The organism is Pseudomonas sp. B14(2022), from assembly GCF_012030485.1.
Taxonomy (GTDB): Bacteria; Pseudomonadota; Gammaproteobacteria; order Pseudomonadales; family Pseudomonadaceae; genus Aquipseudomonas.
Genome location: NZ_JAAUVM010000002.1, coordinates 409,861 through 431,781, shown reverse-complemented (window position 1 = coordinate 431,781; position 21,921 = coordinate 409,861). Strand labels below are relative to the sequence as shown.

Below are 21,921 nucleotides of genomic sequence, written 5' to 3'. Positions count from 1 at the left end.
CCCGAGGTGGGTGTGGAGTCGCGGGCGTTAGCAGATGGCGCGCTGTTTACAGCCGCGTGAATCGGTGGCGTTGACCGTGTAGGGACGAACCACAACCGTCGCAGGGCAATGGGGAAAAAGCTTTTATTCCCCAGCCAGTTTCGGGATCGAAGTCGGCACTGATGGGCATTAACCGAACCAGTCCTCGATGGATGCCGGCGATGCGTTTCTCAATTTCATCCGTCGTGTAATAGAGCGATAACGTGCTGTAGTCCTCGTAAACAGTAGCGAACAGGCAGTCGTCGCAAAGCCAGAAGGATTCCATGTGGTTCTCCTGTGCGGATTGAAGAAAAGGCGCTCCAGGAGCGCCTTGATGAGGAACATCGTGGACCGTTCAGGCGGACTGAACGGTACGGGTGGCATCACGGCGAGTCGTGCGGGGAGCGGGTGGAGAGTCAGGTTCAACCCGAGCCTCTGTTGGGATGTCGGTCTCCTCAGCTTCGGCATCAGCCGATGGTGGGGAGGGCTCACTGGTGGGCGCATGCTCAGCAGGTGCTGTTGCTTCCTGCCTGGCGGGCGCTTTGTACTCGAACGTGCCGTCGACCTTGATCCAGTCGATGAACAGCAAACGACCTTTCAGACTGGCGCCTGGTTGACCTTGTTTAACGCCTTTCTCGTAGAGAAACGGATCGATCCAGAGATCGCCGATACGGAACGACAGCAAGACCTTTTTCTCGGCGTTGACGGCGTCCATATAGAGACGAATCAAGCGTTCAGCTTCATCCCCTGCAACTTTGCAGTCGAAGCGGGTGTACTCCACCGCATCGGTGGCGCCGTGCAGGGCTGCGATATCGCAGGCCATGAATGGCTGGCCGCGGCGGACTTGGACTTCACGAACACGGTTAAGGTAACCGATACCGATGGTGTGCAGGTTGAAGTAAGTGGTCGCTTCTTGGGAGTGGTTGGCGTGGGCCATGGTGGTTCTCCTGTTTCAAGGGAAAACGGCGACACACAATCCCTGAAGGGGAAGTGAGCCCCCGTCGGGTGGATAAGGTGAAGGCGAGCGATGAACGACTCGCCACCGGCAAGCCGATGGCAAGCAAGACGATGTGTCTGGAGGAATAGCGGTGCAACTGAGGAACGTCTGCGGTAGTGGTCCGCAAACATGGGGTAGTGGGCATTCATCACCGCTGAAGCGGTAACCGTGCGAGCTTCCGAACGCTGATCGCTCTTGGGTAAACCACCACGAACGTGGCGTAGCCTTGAAGGTTCTGGCTACCTGGGCTGGGCTGTCAACGACAGCAAACCACGCCCCTTGTATAAGCCTGTCACAGGGGAGCGTCAAGACGCTGCAACCGGATTTTTTAAGGCCGGAATACAATGGCAGTCACTGGATTGAAGAAAGTGAAGAGCGGGCCTGGCGGGGTGCCAGGCGAGGAACAGAAAAGCCACCTTTGGCGGTCTTACGCAGTCGACAAGCTCCTCGCAAAACTTGGTTTAACTGCGCCATGATTCGCCAACCGACCCTTGTCGTGGCCTGGGTCGGAAGCTGCTGGCACGCATCCGCGCACAAAGGGTGCCCAGTGTTTCCCCGGCGGGCTCCGGGACTGAATACGATCGTCGAAGCGGATGACCGCTATTGCCTGGCAGAGGCAACAGTGGTCATCCGCCACCACAATCAGGTCGAGCACAAAATGGGAGTGAAATTCCGCAGAAGAGAAGGCTCCGAACTCTAGGAGTCCGACCGAGCTGCCCGGAGCGAATCGGTCTTGGGTCGCCGTTGGCGGTGATCCTGAGGCACTACAGCAGAGAGGGTGGGACGACGTCAAGACAGAGGGCGTCCCTCAGAGCCCCCTATATCGAATGCGAGCGAAGGAGCTCACTTGTTGGCGAGATGAGCGGCTAATTGTTCGACGGTTGCCAAGATATAGGCACGGTCGCTTTCTTTCAGTCCACTCAGCAGACCTGCGATCATCTGGCCCTGGTCATTGGGACGATTGCTCGACTCCGTCAGCAGTTCATCCATTCGGCAGTCGAAAATGTCCGCCAACTGCATCAGCTTGACCACGGAAAGCTCCACTACACCCCGCTCCAGGCGCGATATGGCTTCACTGCCGATCCCCATGCGCTCAGCCACCTCTTCCTGGGTCAGATTACGCTCGGTCCGGTGTTTCGCGATCATGCGCCCGATTTGGGCTTGGGTTGGATGTTTATGTGCCAAGTGATGAGTTCTCCAGTTCAACCCGAATGGTTGAGCAAAGACCCATTGACATGAACATCCTTAACGGTTGAGTATCGACTTATTGGGTTGCTATATTGGCTGAAATCGCTGTGTAATGCGACGTGGGTTCTATTCCTCCAGGAATCAGAGTCCAGGGTGGCCCGTGAGAATGAATGGTCTGATAGGGCCAAGCTGAGGAATGGTTGAGCATGGAAGAGCAGAGCGAGAACGTCATGGATCTGATCTGGGATCGAACACTGGAGCTGTTCATCAAGATTCATGATTGCCCTGATAACCACGAACACTTCGACAGCCTTGTCCGTTGGCTCAACGAAAATCCTGCTCACCTGAAAGCGTTCAACGAACTAGGGCAGATATGGATTTCGACAGGCATCGCCTTGGCGCGTGAAATTGGACAACCACTCAGCGACTTAGAGAGGTATCAGCCGCCGTTGATGATGCACTGACCAGTACATCGCCTCCAATATTCATGTTGATCTTCAATGGCGCGTCATGGGCGACACGAATCTTTTCTGATGGGCACAGTGCCTTTGCAGTCTGGGTAGTGGGAGCACGACCAAAATGGCCCTGATTTCCCCTTTCGTCTGAGTGTTGAGGCATTGCATATGGGGCACGCTGGACCGGCTTCGACAGGTACCGCCAAGGTGAGCGTTCCGCAGTGTTCGACCAATTGCGCAATCCAAGTCGCCTGCTTGGCGACGAACGCATCCAGGGTCAGACGTCCCACTTCGATTTCGTCCAGAGCCTGTTCCCAGATCGCGGTCATACCCGGATCCGCGACCGCAGCAGGTACCGCCTCGATCAGGGTACGGGCCGCTGCGGAGGCCATCAAGGCGCGTTTTTTCTTCAGCAAATAACCGCGATCAATCAACGCCTTGATGATACCGGCTCGCGTGGCTTCGGTGCCGATACCGGTGGTGTCCCGAAGTTTTTGTTTCAGGCGTGGGTCGTTGACCAGCTTGGCCACATTTTTCATGGCCTTGATCAGATCGCCCTCAGTGAGTGGTTTGGGAGCGGCAGTGCGCATGGACTTGAGTTCGACATCGTCCACTGCGCACTGAGTACCTTGTTGTAAGTCTGGTAAGACTTGAGACTTTTGACTGGGCGCATCGTCCTCGGTGTTGTCGGAGAGCAAGCCTTTCCAGCCCTGGACCAGGATCTGTTTGCCAACAGCGGTCAATCGTTCTTCGCCACACTTCAGTTCGACCTGGGTCCGATCAAACTCATGATGCGGAAGAAATTGCGCGAGGTAGTGGCTACGAATCAGTTCGTAGACTTGGCGTTCTTGTTTGGACATCCGCGCCAGGTTCGCCGGCTCGATGGTGGGGATGATGCCGTGATGCGCTGTGACCTTGGCATCGTTCCACGCACGGGAGTGCAGTAATCGATCGAGTCCTCCCAGTGGGGGCAGCAGTGCGGGATCTGTTTTGAACAGGGCATCGAATACTGCGGGTACCTCGTCGAACATACTCTCAGGCAAATATCGGCAATCGCTGCGCGGGTAGGTGGTGGCTTTGTGGGTTTCATACAGAGCCTGGACGATGTTCAGGGTTTCCTGAACGCCGAGTCCCAGCTTGCGTGAGCAGACTTCTTGCAGTGTGCTCAGGTCTAAGGGCAGGGGCGGCGGTTCTCGGGAATGCTCAGTCTGCAGCGAGAGTACTGTGGCGGTCTTACTGCTAGAGATCGCTTGGACCGCGTGACGGGCAAGCGCCTGCTGCAGGCAACGACCGGCCTCATCTCGTCCTGAGCTTGGTGGTAACCACGATGCGATGAATGGTTGCCCCATTGAGGACAGGTGCACATCCACGTCCCAGTAGGGTACCGAGACGAAGCTGGCAATCGCGCGATCCCGATCGACTACCAGACGTAAAGTGGGTGTCTGGACGCGTCCAACCGACAATACGCCGTCGTAGCCCGCCCGCCGTCCGAGGAGGGTAAACAAGCGACTAAGGTTCATACCGATCAGCCAGTCGGCGCGGCTGCGGGCGAGGGCTGAATGATAGAGCGGGAAGGTCTCCTGGCCGGACTTCAGCGAGGACAATGCTTTGCGAATCGACGCCTCGTTGAGTGCGGATAACCAGAGGCGCTGAACGGGGCCTCGATACTTGCAGAGCTCCAGTAACTCGCGGGCAATCATTTCACCTTCGCGATCGGCGTCGGTGGCGATAACGACGGTGGAGGCTTCGCTGAGCAGGTGTTTGATGATTTTGAACTGCGCGGCAGTCTTGGGTTTGACCTCAACCTGCCACTGCGTGGGAATGATCGGTAGATGATCCAACGACCAGGATTTGTACTGATCGGCATAGGCTTCAGGTGGGGCTGTCTCGAGCAGATGTCCGATACACCAGGTGACGGTTGAATCGGTGCCGATCAGGCAACCATCACCGCGTCGAGTGGCTCCGAGAACCTTGGCGATGTCACGACCTTGGGAAGGTTTCTCGCAGAGGAAGAGACGCATGGAACTACTCCGGATTGAGTTCGGAGCAGCGTTGTTGGAAACAGCCGTTGCGAGATATGAGAAACCTGAATGGCAGGTTCCTCATATTAGTCGGTGAGGACGGGCATAAATGGTCCGAGGCCGCTAGCCGATTGTAGCGTGGACGATAGTGTGGATCTTCACGAGCAGCGAGTAATAACAACCAGCTACTTCGCGCAAAGGCGCAATTTTTATGCCTGAAGTCAGTCCGTAGATGGCTGTCCTCTGCGCTTTCTGGGTTTGGACGTAGCTGAACTGGCCTGCTCTGTATTTTGCCCGACGTGCGTCGCAGATGCCGCCGGTTCACTGGAGCGTTCCCGCATGACCACACTGTGCACCCGGCGAGGTAGGATGCCGACTCGACGGGCCTCGATCTTGAAGGTCACCCGCGCATTGTCTTCGCTGTCCTCCCACTCATCGCGTACGGTGCGGCCTTCGACCAGCACACGCATGCCTTTCTGGTACAGCGTGCTCCAGTGTTCAGCCTCGCGGTGCCAGAGCTCAACCGGCGCCCAATAGCCGCCTCGATCTTCATAGCTGCCCTCGCGTGGCACGGGGTTGTCGAAGTACACATTCAGCCGTAGCAAACGCCGTGGCTCGTCATTGCCTGAGGCGAATTCCTGGAACTCTGGCGCACTGCCGATGTTGCCTTCGCCGACGAAAAAAGTACTCATCGTGATACCTCCACTGCGGTTGTGAACTGGCGCAGCAGCCGTTCGGCACTGTCCATTTTGATCGCACAGGTCGTGGCCTGGCGGTAGAGCGAATGCACCACACTCATCTGTAGATTCAGTGCGATGCGATTGCATTCGAAACGGCGCAATCCCTCGCGTACTACCTGCGTCAGGGCTTTGTTGGAGATCTGGCGTTCCCAGACCGCCACCCCCATACGGGTGAAGTCACGGGTGCGCCAACGCAAAAAGGTGCTGCCAGCGCTGGTGTTCTGCAGCACCAATCGGATACCCAGCAGTGAGTAAGGGGGCTGTCCGGCTTGCTGCACCACAGCCTCCATCAAGTCACATAACTGCGCCTCGATTTCCCTCGCCATCTGCGCCAGCTGCTCCAACTCCCCCTTACCCTTAAAAGGTTTTAAAAGGCCTTTTAGGGAGGCCGCGTGTTCGAGCTGCCGATAAGCATCCGGTGTCAACGCTTCGAAGGGCATTGGTTGAATCGGGATCATGGGATTCATGCTTCGTCCTCCGACTCATCCACTGTCGCAGATGGCTCTCCGGCTTCCTCTGCCAACGCGTCAGCATCATCCACTGCTACCGCACCACGACGAATGATTGGCGGCGCGAACTGGGAGCGACGAATACCTTCAAGGATGTCCATCGGGGGCAAACCCAGTTTCTCAATGGCCGCAATGGCACGGGCGTTGTTCGCCGCCATGTCGTCGCGGGTGACGCCAGCATGCCGATAGCGTTGCGCTTGGCCGAACAGGCTGCGCAGCAGATGGGCACCGTCGTCGATCCAGGCTTCCATGTCTCTGCGACCGATCAGGGCGGTGTGATGGGCCAATAGGGTACGACGCACCAGGGTGTCGTAATCGGTCAGCAGGTAGACCGCCAGAAAACCCAGCTGGCTGCCGATATACAACGGCAAGGTCACGGGGTGGATATTGAGGTTGTCGCCCATATCGATCTGCGTCGGCAGGTCTTGTCTGATCCGATCTAGCTGTTGGGTCAGTTCCAGCATTCCGATCTTGGCTTGCGTCAGTTTTTCTTCGAGTTGCACGATGGCCCAGTCGGCATAGGGATCATCCTGGGCCGCGGTTTGTTTGATCAGGTTGGTGGCACTGATGTAACCGGCCATGCCCATGATCGAGTGGACGCCTTCGCGTGCGGTCCGACCTTGCCAGATACGGGCGGCGTGGTGAGTGTGCAGGGTCAGGGTAATGCTGCTGCGCAATGAACCCAGATTGAGTTGATAGTGATCGGCCACGGTGATGTCCTCGCATTCGCTTGGAGGGGAACGTTGCGACAGATGAGAGGTAAAGACAGCCAAAAAGCTGAATGCGGTCTGTTCGGTTTGGTTTAAGAGTGCTAACTATGTAGACGTCAGTAGATTTGATGCCAGTGGCATCAAATCTACTGACGTCCACCGCGTTTGCCACGCAGTTGGCGTAGCTCATTCAGGCACGCTAGTGCGAGGGCGGATGCGGGTTCGCCCTGTTGTCGCGTTGATCGCGAGGTGGCCGGTAGGGGCGGTTCTGCAATGGGTAAAGGTTCTGCCTGACCTGCCCAAGGACGAAAATCGCCTTTCAGCGCACGCTGGATTAGACCCATCAGATAGGCCGCTGGCTTGCGGATTCCACCGGCCGCACAGCGTGCCCCCGCTTCGTTGAGCACCGCCTGCCGATCCGCTGGTTTAAGTTTGTTCAACGCCACGGTGACGGCCTGATGCTCGCTTGGGCTCAGGTGCAGTGGGGTGGGCCAGAGCAGGTTATCCACCGCCGGGGTCGCGCGCGGTACAGTACAAATACTTTCTTTTAATACAGTACAGGCGGCGTTCGGATTCCGAACGGTGCCGGAAACGCTGGTGTTCAAGCCTGGTTCGGATTCCGAACGAAGGTCTGCACGATTCCGAACGCGGTGATCGCCACCCCGTTCGGAGTCGCGTAACGCGTCAGCGGTTGCCCGATCCAATCCTTGCTGTGTCCAATGTTCGCCCCAACTGTCGAGCCGCGTCGGTAACCGATCCCGATCGATATTCGTGTCCTGGCGGACCTCCTCCACTACGTGCTGGGCGACAATACGCACCGCTTTGGTGGCATGAGCGAGGGCATGTCCGACCAGCTCCAGGTAATCCTGATCCAGTTCCATGGCCTCTGCGGGGGTTAACGGCTCATCGTGTAGAACATACAGAGAACCTTGATGACGTCCGCTGATCTGATCGCGGGCGCGACTCACCAAGCTGAGCCAGCGGGTCAGTCTGAGCATCGTCAAGACGCGGGCGATGGTTTCACGGGAAGCTGATGCACCGTAGGGCACGCTCGAAAGGTACGGCTGCAAATCTTCATAGCGCGGCGTGACCACGCCCTGGCCTTGCAACATGAGTCGAAATACTTGCCAGGCATTACGTTCCAACGGCGTCAACCGACTATCCAGCAGCAGTCGACGCGGCACGACTTCGTGTGATTGACCACTGAACAGAAAACCAGCTTGCAGAGCCTGGTAAGAGGGCTGTTCAGTGGTAGGGCGTGCTGGCCAGCGTTCACTCAGCTGTTGGGTGCATTGCTGCAGGACACGCTGCCAGCGACTGGAAGGGGCGGTGTTCATATTTCGTTGATGTAATGGTCGATCTGCTGCCACACGATGGTCAAGCTGATCTGTTGTTCTTCGGCCAGCATCATCATGGCGTCGAGCTGATCCTCGGTACCGTCCTGCGCGCGTAGCTGGCACCATCGCTGCCAGAGCGCATGTTCCTGGGCTTCGCTCAAATGCTGAGGACGGCCCTTACGGGTTTCTATCTTGAGCAGGCGTCGACGCAGGGCGGTTTCCGAATGCGCCAAGCCGAAGCAGCGATACATGATGGTGCTGCTGGCGCCCAGCTTGAGCGCTCGATTGATCAGCCGTTCGTTCTGCTCGTCGCGTTCGGCTTGCTCGATCAACCGATGTAGCACCGGCGAGTCAATCTTGACCTCAACCCAAGGTACGGTGGCATGGGCCAGGCGCGACAGCGTGGTGGGCGGTAAGGATTGCAACAGGTAGATGTCGTCCTCACCCAAGCCGAGTGCTTTGCAGCGTTGCAGGTTACCCAGGCGCAACTCGTGAAGGACCTGGGTCAGCATGGCCTGGTTGAGCACATTGAAGGATAAGCTCATGGCAATTCCTTCGGTGAGTTGACTTCATGGGGAAGCGTTAAGTCGATCAGGCGACGGGCTAGGCGGATCAGGCGATACAGTTTGATGAGCAAGCCGTCGGGCAGTCGCTCCAGTCCCACATCCACGGCGGGACGATCTGTCAGCGGGAGTTGGTAGACCCCCAACAACAACTGGCCGAACAGGGCTGAGGGCAGTTGCTTGCGGTCCTCCCAGTTAACGTCGTCTTGAGCGCGTAGCAGGGCCAGGAGCAGTAGGTGAACGCCGGTCGCGCGAGGCGCTGCAAGATCAAGTGGCTCGATGTTGAGGGCAAAACCCAAGCCATGCGTCTGATCGATGATGCTCTCGGGATGTCCGGCATAGGTCGCCATTTCCCGCGCCAGTCCGGCAATGGCTAAACGCAGTTCTTCGGGGCTATCCAGTGTGGGTGCGATGATCCAGATGTCGTCGATCGCGCATGCCTCGACGGTCGGTGCTGTATCGATTGAGATCTCGCGCTCGATCTGTTCACGAATCTGTTGAACACGTGACGTAGGGCTGACCTCTGAAACGACATTCGTTTCGTGCGGTGTGAGCCGTTCCTCTCGCGCTGTTTCGGTCAGGGACTTGGTCTCAGTTGATTTGGGATGCTGCTCGGAGGAGAGAGGTTCTGCCGCGGCTTCATTAACGCTCGGCAGAGGGGTGTTCTCTGAGGGCGTGGTGATGACAATGCCAGGCGTCGAGATGACTCGTTGGGTATCGCTCAGCTCCAGGGCCAACATACGGTAGGACTGTCCGAGTAAACGGCTCATGCGTTCAAGCAGTTCATCCTGGAGCTGCTCAAGATCGAATGACTCGGGGTCGGTGTCAAAGTCGCCCAGGGTATCGAGCCAAAACTCGGCGAACGCAACAGTGACGGTTGGATAATGGTTCCAGGTTCGTTCGGCCTGGCTACGCAGACCGATTAGTCGTTCGATCTGTGGTTTACCCAATCCGGCATACAGGGTTTGTGGAATGGCGGGCAGTACGTGTTCAAGGGTGTCCAACATACGGCTGATGTGTGATTGCGAAATCGGATAGCCTCCAGCGGCAAGACGTCGTGCCAGCTCACGTTGTGATAGCACAGCTCCCTCTCGTTCGAGCATGGCTTTGAGTTTGGCTACCGCCAGAGCCCGTTCGATGAACGTGAGTTGGCCATGTAGATCGCTTTCAGCCAGATGGCCGAGTAGGGCGGTGATTTCATTGCTCCAAGGCCGGAACAGGCAATGAATGCGAAAGAAGCGCTCGTCGCGGGTTTCCTGCCACAGCTCGCCGAGAATCGCCAATCGCGTATTACCGCCGTTGCGGATGATGAAATAGGTCTCTCCGGGGCGGCGGGTAATCGGTGGCGGTTGATCCAGCCCGCGTTCACGGATCGAAGCTTTGATATCGTCGTATAGAGGATTACGGATGAAGCGCGGGTTGTGTTCGTACGGCCGCAACTGCTCCAGCGTCACCAACATAGGCGTGTCAGCAAGTGGATCGGACAGCCGCTCCAGTTCTGAAGCTCGAGGAAAATGGTCCTGATGCAGCTTGTCGGTGACTTCCTCCTGACTGAGCTTTTTCATCTGAATAACCTCAGTTAACGGCGGTTGTGCAAATGATCACCGACCTCGAACTTGACGATCTCGGCAGTCCCTGAACCTTCGAAGTGTCGGGAAAGTTCTGCGAGGAACCAGTTCATGGCCGAACGCCCACCCTGCAGGCGAAAGACCACAGTGCAGTACTCCTCACAAGGTCGGTGGTGGGGTTGAATGGAGGGTGGAACGATGATGGGCAGTTGATCCAACATCAGAAGACTCCTAGCCAAACATGGTTGGTCTCAAGGTCGATCAAACTCAATGACGGGGTGAGAAATGCCAGTTGGGTGATTTGTCTCATTGAACATCCGCGCATCTGTTCACCGTAGATATCGCCTCGCGCCATTCCGGAAACAACTCAATGGCCAGCGCTTGCATAGTTTCCAATGCTGGTGGCGAGCGTCGTTCGCGTGACCGGCGCGTCTCGATTCGGTGGACTGGTAGGCCGAGGGAGGCGGCATTGAGATACGCCACTCGGTCTGGAACTATGGTTTCTAGAACCGAGATGTTGGTAGCCCCAGCGAAGGTCTCGCGCAGGCCTCGGATGATCATTCGCGTGTCTACTCGGATGCTATTTACCTGGTTCAGCAGCAGTCGCAACGGTGGCGGCGTAATACCCAGGTGACGAAATGATTCGAGATCACTGAACAGCCTCAAAGTGCCGCGGCGTAGTTCGCGGGCGGCTAGCATTTCCGGTGAGATGGGGGAGAGGGCGATATCGCAGGCGAGGATGGCCATCTCTACTAGCACGCTACGTGCGCCTTGGGTGTCGATCAAAAGCAGGTCATAACGGGGGCGAAAATCGTCGAGCAAATTGCGCAGCCGTAATCTCCCGTCAGGGGCGTGCAGCAGTAATGTACTCAACTGGCCCTGAGCGTCGTTGGAGATGATGAGGTCGAGCCCTGCAATCACGGTCCTGGAAATAATCTGTGCAGGCGTTGTTAACTTGAGTGCAATGAGCTCGTGAGCGCCAGCAACAGCTTTCTGGCTCAAGGCGTAATAGCTGGAGAGGGTGGGTTGGCTATCCAGATCGAGCAGTAGAACACGTAGACCAGCATCCGCCAGCAGACCGCCGAGATTGGCGGCTACTGTGGTTTTGCCTACGCCACCTTTGGTGGACACCACTGATACCACGCGCATGGCATCAGGCCTGCTGCGCCAAACGTTCATTGATCCATTGCTCGATCTCCAGCGAGTCCCAGCCAACTGCGCGCAGCCCAATGCGTTTGGCTTGAGGGAATTTACCTTCCTTCATCAAGTTGTAGATGTGCGCGCGCTTGAAGCCGGTTTTACGCTCCACCTCCTCACGCCGCATGATGTGACGTTCGAGCGGCGGTTGGAGCAAGTCTGCAATAGGTGAAAGCTGATTGGACATGATGGTCACTCCTCGCGTCGATTGGCGCGTAGTGGGAAGTGACCTGAATTGAATAGCAGAAACGGTAGAGAGTCATTGCACTGCAATTGGGATGATTGCGGTGCAATGGGACTCAGCGCTTCGAGAGACTTCGTTTGGCAGCAGCGAATTTTTCATCCAAGGTGCGCTTGGAAATGCCAGACAGGTTTTTATGGTGAGCGGTCAGCGCGTCGACAATGGCAGCTTGGGATCTGAAAACTGAATGAGGTTTTCCCGAGGGGGAGTGATCTAGGAAAAGGCTGACCATTGCACCGATGATGTGGAGGTACGCGGTTTCGCTCCGGTCGCTAACCTTACTATTGGTCTTGAGCAGGTGATGTATGTTCTCCTTTTCCAATCCGATACTTTCAAGTTCATTTAACAACTGCTGATAGGCTATTTCTATATTTTTTAACTGTAGTTGCAAGGCGTCCCGATCACATTGTAAGGTTAAATATGCACCTATACTTATAGTATTCTGCTGCTTGAGTGAGCCTTCAAAAAGAAACGCCGGTCGCTGGTCAGGATAGTATCGCGACATCCAGAACCTAAGATCAGTATGACGCACGGTTATTTGGTTGCAGTCAATGGGTGTTCCAGTTGCGACTGGCACGCCGAAGCAACCGTAGGCGAGTTCTCCATGTTGAATCCCATCCAAAATTTTTTCGGTATTTGCATGCAAACATGGCCACTGTGGGAAGGCGATTTTGAGCATGGTGGTGCAATGCCGCCCTGCCTCAAGAATTTCCCTCTCGAAGGCCATTAAGTTACACCAACGTAAGGCCGCATCAATGGGCCGATAAAAAATCTTCGCGTTGGGATGGCAGCTTCGAGTTGCGTACATAACAGTTTCTCCTCCTTGAAATCCGTTGCTCCTGAAGAGTTTATTTTTGAGTGTTTTCTTGAAAAATTTAGGCTTACTAAATTTAGGGGGCATCCAAACGAGCTTTGATGGAACCAACGGCTTTAACTGCTGCGCGAGCTTAATTCAGATCGGCTGAAAAAAAATGACAAAAAGTTGATGATTTCCGCCAATTTTTTTGCTGATTGACCTTTGGAGGCTCTTACGTAGTTGATAATTTCTCTGTTGTCAAACGATCAACCTATATTTTCATGCTCTGAAAGTGAGTTGAAGCAGTTGAACACCTAGAGCAGTTATCAATCGTCATAACGGTCTTACTGCGTCCGTTTTCGCTCAGCCGCTAATAACAGCCTGACGCCGGAAGAGTTTGATATACAAACCTTTTCCTCGTTTGGCGAGGCTGCAGGTGCCAAAGTATTTGGCGGGTATTAGGGAAATGTTATCGGCGTATACTACGCCGATCGAGAAACCTAATAGTGAGGAAACCTTTTAAGGAGTCATCCAACGGCTAATATTTCTTGCATGACTGACGGCGGATCAGATCAAAGGCGGCGGGATTGGAGACTGAATATTTTTACATTTGGGACGAGAAAACTTGACTCTCACTGGTTCGCTACTTTCATACGGCGAGAGTAATAAGAAAGGCCGAATTGCTGGGCGTGATAAAAGTCTGGAGGCCTATTCAGTAAAAACTTCAGATGAACGTAAATGTTCCCTGTAGGCCGGTGCTGCGGGCAAAACTGTATTAGCCTTCTGCGTTCTACGCGTGGTCGCGTCTCTAAATCTTGAAAGGATAATTGATACAGCATTTACTTCTTCGTAGTTGCAAAAGAAAATCTGGAATGGAAGAGGTTGGGCTCCTGTTGATAGGGGCACGTATTGGGAGGCTTTGGCTTGGCAGTTCTCTTTTTCGTAGACGGAAAAATTCGTGGTTTAATCTCAGTGAGAACTTCTAAGTACCGTAAAAGTGAGCGAGACCTATCGACACTGGTGCGTGAGGCTACTGGAAAGATAGAGCGTCTTTCTTCTTCGGGTATTATAACAATCAAGTTTCTTTGTTTGGATTCAAGAATTCGCCAGCATTAGGTTTGTTTCAGCTTGCTTTAAAGAAAAATACGATATTTTATAAGCGTAAGAAAGAATTTATTATTAGACTCCTAATAATTTAGATTCATTCGTCGTGCTTAGAGTGTGTTCGGTGTTTTCGCTGCGTGTTCGGCTTTTTCTTGTTGGCAGTTGGAGGAGGGGCTGATCAGTTTGGCTGAAATCGTCAACGTTTTGTCTCTTTTTAATTTGAGCGTTCAGTTACAGTATTTCGTAAGTAGATGCGCTGCTTGACGCATTAGTTTGTTGGCTGTGGGGAATGTCTAAAAAGGTTTTGGTTATAGGGTGTCGTCTTTATTTTTTTGACGGGTTCGGAGTTGACTATATGTCGGGCGCCATAAAAAGTGTCATGGAGTTTGAGGAGGAAATGGATGGCACTTTTAATTCTGCAGTTATAGGTTTTCTTGATCTCCTGGAATATCACCACCAGAGCTCTGCAAGGTGGGGGTTGAGGGGGCAGGAGTTACAAATGGTTGGCTGATTGAGTGTTGCTGGATTGATAAAAAGTTCAAGGATGATCATGTTCAACTAATACAATTACAGGGCTTATGAACCATGGACCAGTCACTCAAACTCTTGTGGTATACACTCGCGGCTCTTGCCGTGCTGGTCATAAGCGCTTGCGGTAAAGCCCCGGAAACCGCCGCCAGCATGCCGGCCGCCAAAGTCAGCGTGGCCAAGGTGCTGGAACAACCGGTGAATGAATGGGACGAATTCACCGGGCGCCTGGAAGCCCCGGAAACCGTTGAAATCCGCCCACGGGTTTCCGGCCAGATCGATCAAGTGGCCTTCACCGAAGGCGCCCTGGTGAAAAAGGGCGATTTGTTGTTCCAGATCGACCCACGTCCATTCCAGGCTGAAGTGCGCCGCCTTGAAGCCCTGGTCGCCCAAGGCCGGGCCAACGCCACCCGCAGTGAAAACGAAGCCCAGCGCGGTGAGCGCTTGCGCACCAGCAACGCGATCTCCGCCGAACTGGCTGACTCGCGTACCAGTGCGTCCCAGGAAGCCCGTGCCGCCGTTGGCGCAGTCCAGGCGCAACTGGACCTGGCCAAACTCAACCTGAGCTTCACCCGCGTCACCTCGCCGATCAGTGGCCGTGTCAGCCGTGCGGAAATCACCGCCGGCAACCTGGTCACCGCCGATACCACGGCCCTGACCAGCGTGGTTTCCACCGACAAGGTCTATGCCTACTTCGATGCCGACGAACGTGTGTTCCTCAAGTACACCCAGCTCGCGCGCCAAGGCCAACGCGGTGTCACCACCCCGGTATACCTGGGCCTGTCCAATGAAGACGGCAACCCGCACCTGGGCCAGATGAACTTTGTCGACAACCAGGTCAACCCGAAAACCGGCACCATCCGTGGCCGCGCGGTGTTCGACAACAGCGACGGCACCTACACCCCAGGCCTCTATGCTCGCCTGAAGCTAGTGGGCAGCGGCACCTACTCCGCCGTGCTGATCAACGACGAAGCCGTGGGCACCGACCTGGGCAAGAAGTTCGTGCTGGTGATGGACGGTGACAACACCGTCTACCGCTCCGTCGAGTTGGGGCCGAAGATCGAAGGTTTGCGCATCGTGCGCAGCGGCCTGAACAAGGACGACACCATCATCGTCAAGGGCTTGCAGCGGGTGCGTCCAGGTTCGCCGGTCACCCCTGAAGTCATCCCCATGGCCAGCAAAGAAACCCTCGCCGCTCTGGCGCAACAACGACAAGCACTGGAAGCCAGCAACCTGCCTCAAGCCACGCCCGTCAAAAGCGCGCCTGGTAGGGCAGTGAAACTGGCCAGCACTGCGGCTCCACGCGGTTAAGGGACGACAACTCCGATGAATTTTTCCCAATTCTTCATTTCACGGCCGATCTTCGCCGCGGTGCTTTCGCTGCTGATTTTGATCGCTGGTGCGATTTCGCTGTTCCAACTGCCGATCAGCGAATACCCGGAAGTGGTTCCGCCCACTGTGGTGGTACGCGCCAACTTCCCGGGGGCCAACCCCAAAGTCATCGGTGAAACCGTGGCGGCGCCGCTGGAGCAGGCCATCACCGGCGTCGAGAACATGCTGTACATGTCCTCGCAGTCGACCGCCGACGGCAAGCTGACCCTGACCATCACCTTTGCCCTGGGCACCGACCTGGACAACGCTCAGGTGCAGGTACAAAACCGTGTAACACGGACCCAGCCGAAACTGCCTGAGGAAGTGAGTCGCATCGGTATCACTGTGGACAAGGCCTCCCCGAACCTGACCATGGTGGTGCACTTGACCTCGCCGGACAAACGCTACGACATGCTCTACCTGTCCAACTACGCGATTCTCAACATCAAGGATGAGTTGGCCCGCCTTAGCGGTGTGGGTGATGTGCAGTTGTTCGGCATGGGCGACTACTCCCTGCGCGTCTGGCTGGACCCGAACAAGATCGCGTCGCGTAACCTGACCGCTACCGATGTGGTGACCGCCATTCGCGAGCAGAACCGTCAAGTGGCCGCTGGTGCCTTGGGCGCCCAACCAGCCCCGAACGCGACCGCCTTCCAGTTGTCGGTCAATACCCAGGGCCGTCTGGTCACTGAAGAAGAGTTCGAGAATGTCATCATTCGTTCCGGCGATAACGGTGAAATCACTCGGCTGAAGGACATTGCGCGGGTCGAGCTGGGCTCCAGCCAATACGCGTTGCGCTCCTTGCTTAACAACCAGCCGGCGGTGGGATTGCCGATCTTCCAGCGTCCTGGCTCCAATGCGATCCAGATATCAAACGACGTTCGTGAAAAAATGGCTGAGTTGAAGAAAAACTTTCCGCAAGGTATGGATTTCGCCATCGCCTACGATCCAACCGTCTTCGTGCGTGGCTCTATCGAGGCGGTGGTCCACACTCTGTTTGAAGCCTTGATTCTAGTGGTGCTGGTGGTGATCCTTTTTCTGCAAACCTGGCGCGCCTCGATCATTCCGTTGGTGGCCGTGCCGGTGTCGCTGATTGGTACCTTTGCGATCATGCACCTGTTCGGTTTCTCGCTTAACGCGCTGTCATTGTTCGGTTTGGTACTCGCTATCGGTATCGTGGTGGACGACGCCATCGTGGTGGTGGAGAACGTTGAGCGCAACATTGAGCTGGGCCTGGAGCCCCTCCCGGCCACTCAAAAGGCCATGAGCGAAGTCACTGGTCCGATCATTGCCACGGCACTGGTGCTGTGTGCGGTGTTCATTCCAGCGGCCTTTATAAGCGGCTTGACCGGGCAGTTTTACAAACAGTTCGCCCTGACCATTGCGATTTCCACGGTGATTTCGGCGTTCAACTCGCTGACCTTGTCCCCTGCTCTGGCCGCCGTGTTGCTGCGTAGCCATAACACGCCGAAGGATCGTGTCTCAAAAGCGCTCGACAAACTGTTTGGTGGCTGGTTATTCCGTCCGTTCAATCGCTTTTTCGAGAAAGCCAGCCATGGCTACGTCGGCGCCGTGGCGCGTGTAATCCGCAGCAGCGGTATTGCCTTGGTGCTGTACGCGGGGCTGATGGTCCTAACCTTCTTTGGTTTTTCCAACACCCCGACCGGTTTCGTACCTGGCCAGGACAAGCAATACCTCGTGGCCTTCGCTCAACTGCCGGATGCGGCGAGCCTTGATCGCACCGAAGACGTGATCAAGCGCATGTCCGACATTGCCTTGAAACAGCCGGGAGTGGAAAGCACCGCGGCGCTCCCAGGCTTGTCGATCAACGGCTTCACCAACAGCACGAACAACGGTGTGATATTTGTCACCTTGAAGCCGTTCGACGAGCGTAAAGACCCAAGCATGTCCGCCGGCGCGATTGCCGGTGCGTTGAACGGAAAATTCGGCGAAATCCAGGAAGCCTACATGGCGATCTTCCCGCCGCCGCCGGTACAGGGCCTGGGCACCATTGGCGGGTTCCGCCTGCAGATCGAAGACCGGGGCAACCTGGGCTACGACGAGCTGTACAAAGAAACCATGAACATCATCAACAAAAGCCACGGCGTGCCGGAACTGGCTGGGCTGTTCACCAGCTACACGGTGAACGTGCCCCAGGTCGATGCCGCCATCGACCGCGAAAAAGCCAAGACCCACGGCGTGGCCGTCAGCGACATCTTCGACACCCTGCAGATCTACCTGGGTTCGCTGTATGCCAACGACTTCAACCGCTTCGGTCGCACTTACCAGGTCAACGTCCAGGCTGAGCAGCAGTTCCGCCTTGAACCGGACCAGATCGGCCAGCTCAAAGTGCGCAACAACAAAGGCGAAATGATCCCGCTGGCGACCTTCATCAAGGTCAGCGACACCTCGGGCCCGGACCGCGTGATGCACTACAACGGCTTTATCACCGCTGAAATCAACGGCGCCGCCGCGCCCGGCTACAGCTCTGGCCAGGCCGAAAAAGCCATCGAGAAACTGCTCAAGGAGGAACTGCCCAACGGCATGACCTACGAGTGGACCGACCTGACCTACCAGCAGATTCTCTCGGGCAATACCGCGCTGTTCGTGTTCCCGCTCTGCGTATTGCTGGCGTTCCTGGTGCTCGCCGCCCAGTACGAAAGCTGGAGCCTGCCACTGGCGGTGATCCTGATCGTGCCGATGACCCTGCTCTCGGCCATTACCGGGGTGATCCTGTCGGGGGGTGACAACAACATCTTCACCCAGATCGGTTTGATCGTACTGGTGGGCCTAGCGTGTAAGAACGCGATTCTGATCGTCGAGTTTGCCAAGGACAAACAAGAGGAAGGCCTCGACCCGCTGGCTGCGGTGCTGGAAGCCTGCCGCCTGCGTCTGCGGCCGATCCTGATGACCTCGTTCGCCTTCATCATGGGTGTGGTGCCCCTGGTGTTCTCCAGTGGTGCCGGTGCCGAAATGCGCCACGCCATGGGTGTTGCGGTGTTCTCCGGGATGCTCGGGGTGACCTTCTTCGGCCTGCTGCTGACCCCGGTGTTCTACGTCCTGATCCGCAACTATATGGAACGCGGTGAGGCTCGCAAAGCGGCCCGCGCCCCGAAGTTGGAGGCGCAACAATGAGCCTGAAAGTCTTCCTGCCGAGCCTGTTGGCCGTGGCCCTGAGCGCCTGCGCCGTGGGCCCGGACTACAAGCCCCAGAACCTGGAGGCGGCCCATATCACGGCCGCCACCGATGGCGCCGCCGGGCAAAAGAACTTTGACCGAGCACGCTTTGAAGGCATCTGGTGGCAGCAATTCGAGGACCCGATCCTCAACCAATTGGTGACCCAGTCGTTGCAGGGCAACCGCGAACTGCGGGTCGCCTTTGCCCGGCTGCGGGCGGCACGGGCGATTCGCGATGACGCCAGCAATGACGCCATGCCCACCATCACCAGCCGCGCCAGCAGTGACCAGGCCAAGGGCCAGATCCCTGGGCAAACCACCCGGCGCGTGAAAAGTGAACGTTACGACCTGGGCCTGGACATGGCCTGGGAGCTGGACCTGTTTGGGCGTATCCAACGCAACCTGGAAGCCAGCGACGCCGACCAGCAGGCCGCCGAGGCCGACCTCTACCAACTGCAAGTCAGCCTGATTGCCGAACTGGTGGACGCCTACGGCCAACTGCGCGGCGCCCAACTGCGGGAAAAAATCGCCCTGGCCAACCTGAACAACCAGCAGGAGTCACGCAAGATCACCGAAAGCCTGCGTGATGCCGGGGTCGGCGATCAGCTCGACGTGGTGCGCGCCGACGCGCGCCTGGCCTCGGTTGAAGCCAGCGTGCCGCAACTGCAAGCCGAACAGGCACGCCAGCGCAACCGCATTGCCACCCTGCTCGGCGAACGCCCGGACAAACTCACGGTGGACCTGAGCCCGGCGCAGTTGCCTGCAATTGCCAAGGCCTTACCGATTGGTGACCCGGGCGAACTGCTGCAACGGCGCCCGGACATTCTCAGCGCCGAACGCAAACTGGCTGCGTCCACTGCGCGCATCGGCGTGGCCAAGGCCGACCTGTTCCCTCGGGTCAGCCTCAGCGGCTTCCTCGGCTTTACTGCTGGGCGCGGTTCGCAGATCGGCTCCTCGGCCGCCAATGCCTGGGCGCTGGGCCCGAGCATCACCTGGGCTGCGTTTGACCTGGGCAGTGTGCGGGCCCGCTTGCGCGGCGCCGATGCTGAAGCGGATGGCGCCCTGGCGACCTACGAACAGCAAGTGCTGCTGGCCCTGGAAGAGTCGGAAAACGCTTTCAGCGACTACGGCAAACGCCAGCAGCGGCTGTTCTCGTTGATTCGTCAAAGCGAATCCAGCCGCGCCGCCGCCGACCTGGCCGACATTCGCTACCGCGAAGGCACGGTGGACTTCCTGGTGCTGCTCGACGCCCAGCGCGAACGCCTGGCGGCTGAAGACTCCCAGGCCCAGGCCGAAGTTGACCTGTACCGCGGCATCGTTGCCATCTACAAAGCCTTGGGTGGCGGCTGGTCACCGGAAACAGTCGCCAGCAAGTAACCAACAGAGCTCCTTTGGTTGGCCGCATCCAACCAATGTTTTGTCCCGTGACCTATTCGGTCGCGGGGCTTTTTTTTGGTTCTTCACGGAATCCCGAGAAACACAGAAACAAGAACGCCGATTTGATTGATGATGTTCGTGCGAGCAAACACATCTAAAAAACCGGCGTTCTTATGCACGATATTAATACGTTCCTTCCTTTTTGGGAGGGCTTTTCTGTTGTCACGATCAGGCCTGATGGCGACGCGATTCAGATCGACCTGATTCCCCACGTCACCCGTTCCCTTCCTGTAGCGGCGGCCAAAAACGCTGTTCAACCACGCCTGAGTATTGCGAGCGAACTGTCCGGGATTTACCAATTCTCGGGCGGACGCTGCGCCTCAGCGTGTTGCTCAGGCGTGTTGGCTGTCGTGACTGCGGTAAACGTATGGAGGCCGTCAGTTGGCTGGACCGCTATGCCCGCATGACGCGGCGTTTGGCCGAGGCGGTCATTCAAGCCTGCGAGCGCCTTCCCACACTGCACGTGGCTCAACTGTTTCGGCTGCACTGGGGCACCGTTCGGTTGCTGGAGCGTCGAGCCTTGCAAGCGGCGTTGAGCGTTTTGCCAAAGGTGCGACCGCGACGTCTGGTGATGGACGAATTCGCCCTGTTCAAAGGTCATCGTTACGCCAGCGTGGTCCTGGATGCGGATACACGACGCGTGCTGTGGGGCGGTGAAGGCCGCAGCCGAGCAGTGGTCAGGCCTTTCTTCGAGCAACTGGGGCCAGAGAGTTGCGCTCGAATAGAAGCGGTGGCGATGGACATGAACACCGCTTTTGACTTGGAGGTTCGTCAGCAATGCCCTAACGCGCGAGTGGCCTACGATCTGTTCCATGTGGTGGCCAAAAATATGGCCGAGAGGTGATTGATCGGGTCCGCGTCGACGAGGCTAACCGGTTGCGTCACGACAAGCCTGCCCGCAAGGTCATCAAGGAGGCGCGATGGCTGTTGCTGCGCAATCCGCAGAACTGGAAAACGCCGGAACAACAGGTCCGACTGGAGGATCTGCTGGCGGCTAACCAAGCGTTGATGACGGTCTACTTGATGAAATCTGAACTCAAAACACTCTGGACGCCGAGTACTGCATGGGGTTGGCGATCGGCCTTGAAGCAATGGCTGCGCCATGCGCACGAAAGCGAAATACCAGCTCTGATCCAGTTCGCCAAATGGCTAAAGGGTTACTGGCGGGGAGTGGTGAGCCGGGTTCGTTGGCCGATGCACACCGTTCAGTTGGAAGGAAGAAACAATCGAATAAAGGTCATCAAGCAGATGGCGTACGGTTACCGGGATAGCGAATTCTTTTTCATGAAGATTAAGAGCGTCTTTCCCGGTAATCCGTGAGGAACCTGATATTAGGGGGGGCCACATCGCGACTACTTTTTGCAGCGCTCGCGCAGGCTTGAGCGGATGTACTGCTTGGCCAGCAAACTGGGCAGTTCAGAGGCGGCTTCAAGCGCCACACTTACTTCGACATCCAGTCGATCACTGCCTTGTAATCCTCAGCAGTGCAGTTCATGCACAGGCCACGCGCCGGCATGGCGTTGAACCCTTCGGTCACATGCTTGACCAGTACATCATTGCCTTGCTCCAGGCGCGGTTTCCAGGCCACCTTATCGCCTTTTTTCGGCGCCATAGGCAGTTGGCCGCTGTGACACATCGTGCAGGAGCGATTGAAGACCGCCTCAGGATCCTGTGCAGCATGGGCAGTAGAAAATGCGAATACCAAGGCCGCAGCCAATATTTTTTTCACGGTTGACCTCAACGAGTATTTTTATAATAAGAAAGCTCGCACTCGAAGTGGCGCATGCCCTCCGTGGCGTATGAAACGTGCTGCCGCTTGCTCTCACGGCAGCCGCGATCCAAGTCTATTGAGAGGCTTTGAACAGTCAAAGTGCGACGTTCTGCCGCAGTGTGTGGCTGGGGCTTGAATACCATCGAGTTTGGGCGGCGATGCTTTTATATGTGGCGGATTGTCGCAGCCTCGCC

General features: G+C 56.6%; 19 protein-coding genes and 1 pseudogene. 5 read left to right on the top strand and 15 right to left on the bottom strand.

All coding sequences use genetic code 11. The features are described from left to right. Positions 1 to 46 precede the first annotated feature (46 nt). The 3 genes from HCF10_RS05475 to HCF10_RS05465 form a co-directional block, all read right to left on the bottom strand. A complete protein-coding gene (locus HCF10_RS05475; RefSeq protein WP_029290878.1) occupies positions 47 to 304 on the bottom strand; it encodes a hypothetical protein in 258 nt (85 codons plus the stop codon). Positions 305 to 373: 69 nt separating this feature from the next. Beyond that, a complete protein-coding gene (locus HCF10_RS05470; RefSeq protein WP_167655002.1) occupies positions 374 to 955 on the bottom strand; it encodes an STY4534 family ICE replication protein in 582 nt (193 codons plus the stop codon). A gap of 903 nt (positions 956 to 1,858) precedes the next feature. Continuing rightward, entirely contained in the window at positions 1,859 to 2,200 is a 342-nt protein-coding gene (locus tag HCF10_RS05465; RefSeq protein ID WP_029290882.1) for a helix-turn-helix domain-containing protein, read from the bottom strand. A 209-nt stretch (positions 2,201 to 2,409) separates the two neighbouring features. Here HCF10_RS05465 and HCF10_RS05460 point away from each other — a divergent pair, with 209 nt between their 5' ends. Then, on the top strand, positions 2,410 to 2,667 hold the full coding sequence (locus HCF10_RS05460) for a hypothetical protein (RefSeq protein WP_029290884.1): 258 nt from the start codon (positions 2,410 to 2,412) through the stop codon (positions 2,665 to 2,667). A 44-nt stretch (positions 2,668 to 2,711) separates the two neighbouring features. Here HCF10_RS05460 and HCF10_RS05455 read toward each other — a convergent pair whose 3' ends face one another. From HCF10_RS05455 to HCF10_RS05405, 11 genes are all read right to left on the bottom strand, one after another. Beyond that, positions 2,712 to 4,679, bottom strand: a complete 1,968-nt coding sequence (locus tag HCF10_RS05455) for a DNA topoisomerase III (RefSeq protein ID WP_029290885.1) — start codon at positions 4,677 to 4,679, stop codon at positions 2,712 to 2,714. Between the two features lie 221 nt (positions 4,680 to 4,900). Then, positions 4,901 to 5,371 (bottom strand): single-stranded DNA-binding protein, encoded by a 471-nt coding sequence (locus HCF10_RS05450; protein ID WP_029290887.1) that lies wholly within the window; start codon positions 5,369 to 5,371, stop codon positions 4,901 to 4,903. Beyond that, complete coding sequence (locus tag HCF10_RS05445; RefSeq protein WP_029290889.1) at positions 5,368 to 5,886, bottom strand: DUF3158 family protein; 519 nt, start codon at positions 5,884 to 5,886, stop codon at positions 5,368 to 5,370. Before HCF10_RS05445 ends, HCF10_RS05450 begins: the two co-directional genes overlap by 4 nt. Then, complete coding sequence (locus HCF10_RS05440) at positions 5,883 to 6,638, bottom strand: PFL_4669 family integrating conjugative element protein (protein WP_029290892.1); 756 nt, start codon at positions 6,636 to 6,638, stop codon at positions 5,883 to 5,885. Before HCF10_RS05440 ends, HCF10_RS05445 begins: the two co-directional genes overlap by 4 nt. A gap of 146 nt (positions 6,639 to 6,784) precedes the next feature. Beyond that, positions 6,785 to 7,975: an STY4528 family pathogenicity island replication protein gene (locus tag HCF10_RS05435; RefSeq protein WP_029290894.1), complete on the bottom strand. Its 1,191-nt coding sequence runs from the start codon at positions 7,973 to 7,975 to the stop codon at positions 6,785 to 6,787. After that, on the bottom strand, positions 7,972 to 8,520 hold the full coding sequence (locus HCF10_RS05430; RefSeq protein ID WP_029290896.1) for a DUF2857 domain-containing protein: 549 nt from the start codon (positions 8,518 to 8,520) through the stop codon (positions 7,972 to 7,974). The genes HCF10_RS05435 and HCF10_RS05430 overlap by 4 nt, the downstream gene beginning before the upstream one ends. Then, positions 8,517 to 10,103, bottom strand: coding sequence for a ParB family protein (locus HCF10_RS05425; protein ID WP_029290898.1), 1,587 nt, complete (start codon positions 10,101 to 10,103; stop codon positions 8,517 to 8,519). The genes HCF10_RS05430 and HCF10_RS05425 overlap by 4 nt, the downstream gene beginning before the upstream one ends. Before the next feature lie 14 nt (positions 10,104 to 10,117). Beyond that, positions 10,118 to 10,327: a hypothetical protein gene (locus tag HCF10_RS05420; RefSeq protein WP_029290900.1), complete on the bottom strand. Its 210-nt coding sequence runs from the start codon at positions 10,325 to 10,327 to the stop codon at positions 10,118 to 10,120. Between the two features lie 85 nt (positions 10,328 to 10,412). Continuing rightward, positions 10,413 to 11,255: a ParA family protein gene (locus HCF10_RS05415; protein ID WP_029290902.1), complete on the bottom strand. Its 843-nt coding sequence runs from the start codon at positions 11,253 to 11,255 to the stop codon at positions 10,413 to 10,415. Positions 11,256 to 11,259: 4 nt separating this feature from the next. After that, a complete protein-coding gene (locus HCF10_RS05410) occupies positions 11,260 to 11,490 on the bottom strand; it encodes an AlpA family transcriptional regulator (RefSeq protein WP_029290904.1) in 231 nt (76 codons plus the stop codon). Positions 11,491 to 11,602: 112 nt separating this feature from the next. Beyond that, complete coding sequence (locus tag HCF10_RS05405) at positions 11,603 to 12,352, bottom strand: hypothetical protein (protein WP_029290906.1); 750 nt, start codon at positions 12,350 to 12,352, stop codon at positions 11,603 to 11,605. Between the two features lie 1,677 nt (positions 12,353 to 14,029). Here HCF10_RS05405 and mexE point away from each other — a divergent pair. The 4 genes and pseudogenes from mexE (at position 14,030) to HCF10_RS31925 (ending at position 21,276) form a co-directional block, all read left to right on the top strand. Beyond that, the gene (gene mexE, locus HCF10_RS05400; protein WP_029290909.1) at positions 14,030 to 15,283 is read left to right on the top strand and encodes a multidrug efflux RND transporter periplasmic adaptor subunit MexE; all 1,254 of its coding nucleotides are present in this window, start codon (positions 14,030 to 14,032) and stop codon (positions 15,281 to 15,283) included. 15 nt (positions 15,284 to 15,298) lie between these two features. After that, on the top strand, positions 15,299 to 18,478 hold the full coding sequence (locus HCF10_RS05395; protein ID WP_167655001.1) for an efflux RND transporter permease subunit: 3,180 nt from the start codon (positions 15,299 to 15,301) through the stop codon (positions 18,476 to 18,478). Further along, positions 18,475 to 19,896: an efflux transporter outer membrane subunit gene (locus HCF10_RS05390; protein ID WP_029290914.1), complete on the top strand. Its 1,422-nt coding sequence runs from the start codon at positions 18,475 to 18,477 to the stop codon at positions 19,894 to 19,896. Before HCF10_RS05395 ends, HCF10_RS05390 begins: the two co-directional genes overlap by 4 nt. Positions 19,897 to 20,069: 173 nt before the next feature. Beyond that, positions 20,070 to 21,276: pseudogene (locus HCF10_RS31925) on the top strand (ISL3 family transposase). A gap of 121 nt (positions 21,277 to 21,397) precedes the next feature. On the opposite strand, the gene HCF10_RS05380 reads toward HCF10_RS31925, so the two are convergent. Next, complete coding sequence (locus HCF10_RS05380; RefSeq protein ID WP_029290919.1) at positions 21,398 to 21,685, bottom strand: c-type cytochrome; 288 nt, start codon at positions 21,683 to 21,685, stop codon at positions 21,398 to 21,400. Positions 21,686 to 21,921: the final 236 nt, after the last annotated feature.

Excerpts from the sequence above, each read along its gene's own strand:
- HCF10_RS05475 (WP_029290878.1), bottom strand. The coding sequence starts at position 304 with ATGGAATCCTTCTGGCTTTGCGACGACTGCCTGTTCGCTACTGTTTAC.
- HCF10_RS05470 (WP_167655002.1), bottom strand. The coding sequence starts at position 955 with ATGGCCCACGCCAACCACTCCCAAGAAGCGACCACTTACTTCAACCTG.
- HCF10_RS05460 (WP_029290884.1), top strand. The coding sequence starts at position 2,410 with ATGGAAGAGCAGAGCGAGAACGTCATGGATCTGATCTGGGATCGAACA.
- HCF10_RS05455 (WP_029290885.1), bottom strand. The coding sequence starts at position 4,679 with ATGCGTCTCTTCCTCTGCGAGAAACCTTCCCAAGGTCGTGACATCGCC.
- HCF10_RS05450 (WP_029290887.1), bottom strand. The coding sequence starts at position 5,371 with ATGAGTACTTTTTTCGTCGGCGAAGGCAACATCGGCAGTGCGCCAGAG.
- HCF10_RS05445 (WP_029290889.1), bottom strand. The coding sequence starts at position 5,886 with ATGAATCCCATGATCCCGATTCAACCAATGCCCTTCGAAGCGTTGACA.
- HCF10_RS05435 (WP_029290894.1), bottom strand. The coding sequence starts at position 7,975 with ATGAACACCGCCCCTTCCAGTCGCTGGCAGCGTGTCCTGCAGCAATGC.
- HCF10_RS05430 (WP_029290896.1), bottom strand. The coding sequence starts at position 8,520 with ATGAGCTTATCCTTCAATGTGCTCAACCAGGCCATGCTGACCCAGGTC.
- HCF10_RS05425 (WP_029290898.1), bottom strand. The coding sequence starts at position 10,103 with ATGAAAAAGCTCAGTCAGGAGGAAGTCACCGACAAGCTGCATCAGGAC.
- HCF10_RS05420 (WP_029290900.1), bottom strand. The coding sequence starts at position 10,327 with ATGTTGGATCAACTGCCCATCATCGTTCCACCCTCCATTCAACCCCAC.
- HCF10_RS05415 (WP_029290902.1), bottom strand. The coding sequence starts at position 11,255 with ATGCGCGTGGTATCAGTGGTGTCCACCAAAGGTGGCGTAGGCAAAACC.
- HCF10_RS05410 (WP_029290904.1), bottom strand. The coding sequence starts at position 11,490 with ATGTCCAATCAGCTTTCACCTATTGCAGACTTGCTCCAACCGCCGCTC.
- HCF10_RS05405 (WP_029290906.1), bottom strand. The coding sequence starts at position 12,352 with ATGTACGCAACTCGAAGCTGCCATCCCAACGCGAAGATTTTTTATCGG.
- mexE (WP_029290909.1), top strand. The coding sequence starts at position 14,030 with ATGGACCAGTCACTCAAACTCTTGTGGTATACACTCGCGGCTCTTGCC.
- HCF10_RS05395 (WP_167655001.1), top strand. The coding sequence starts at position 15,299 with ATGAATTTTTCCCAATTCTTCATTTCACGGCCGATCTTCGCCGCGGTG.
- HCF10_RS05390 (WP_029290914.1), top strand. The coding sequence starts at position 18,475 with ATGAGCCTGAAAGTCTTCCTGCCGAGCCTGTTGGCCGTGGCCCTGAGC.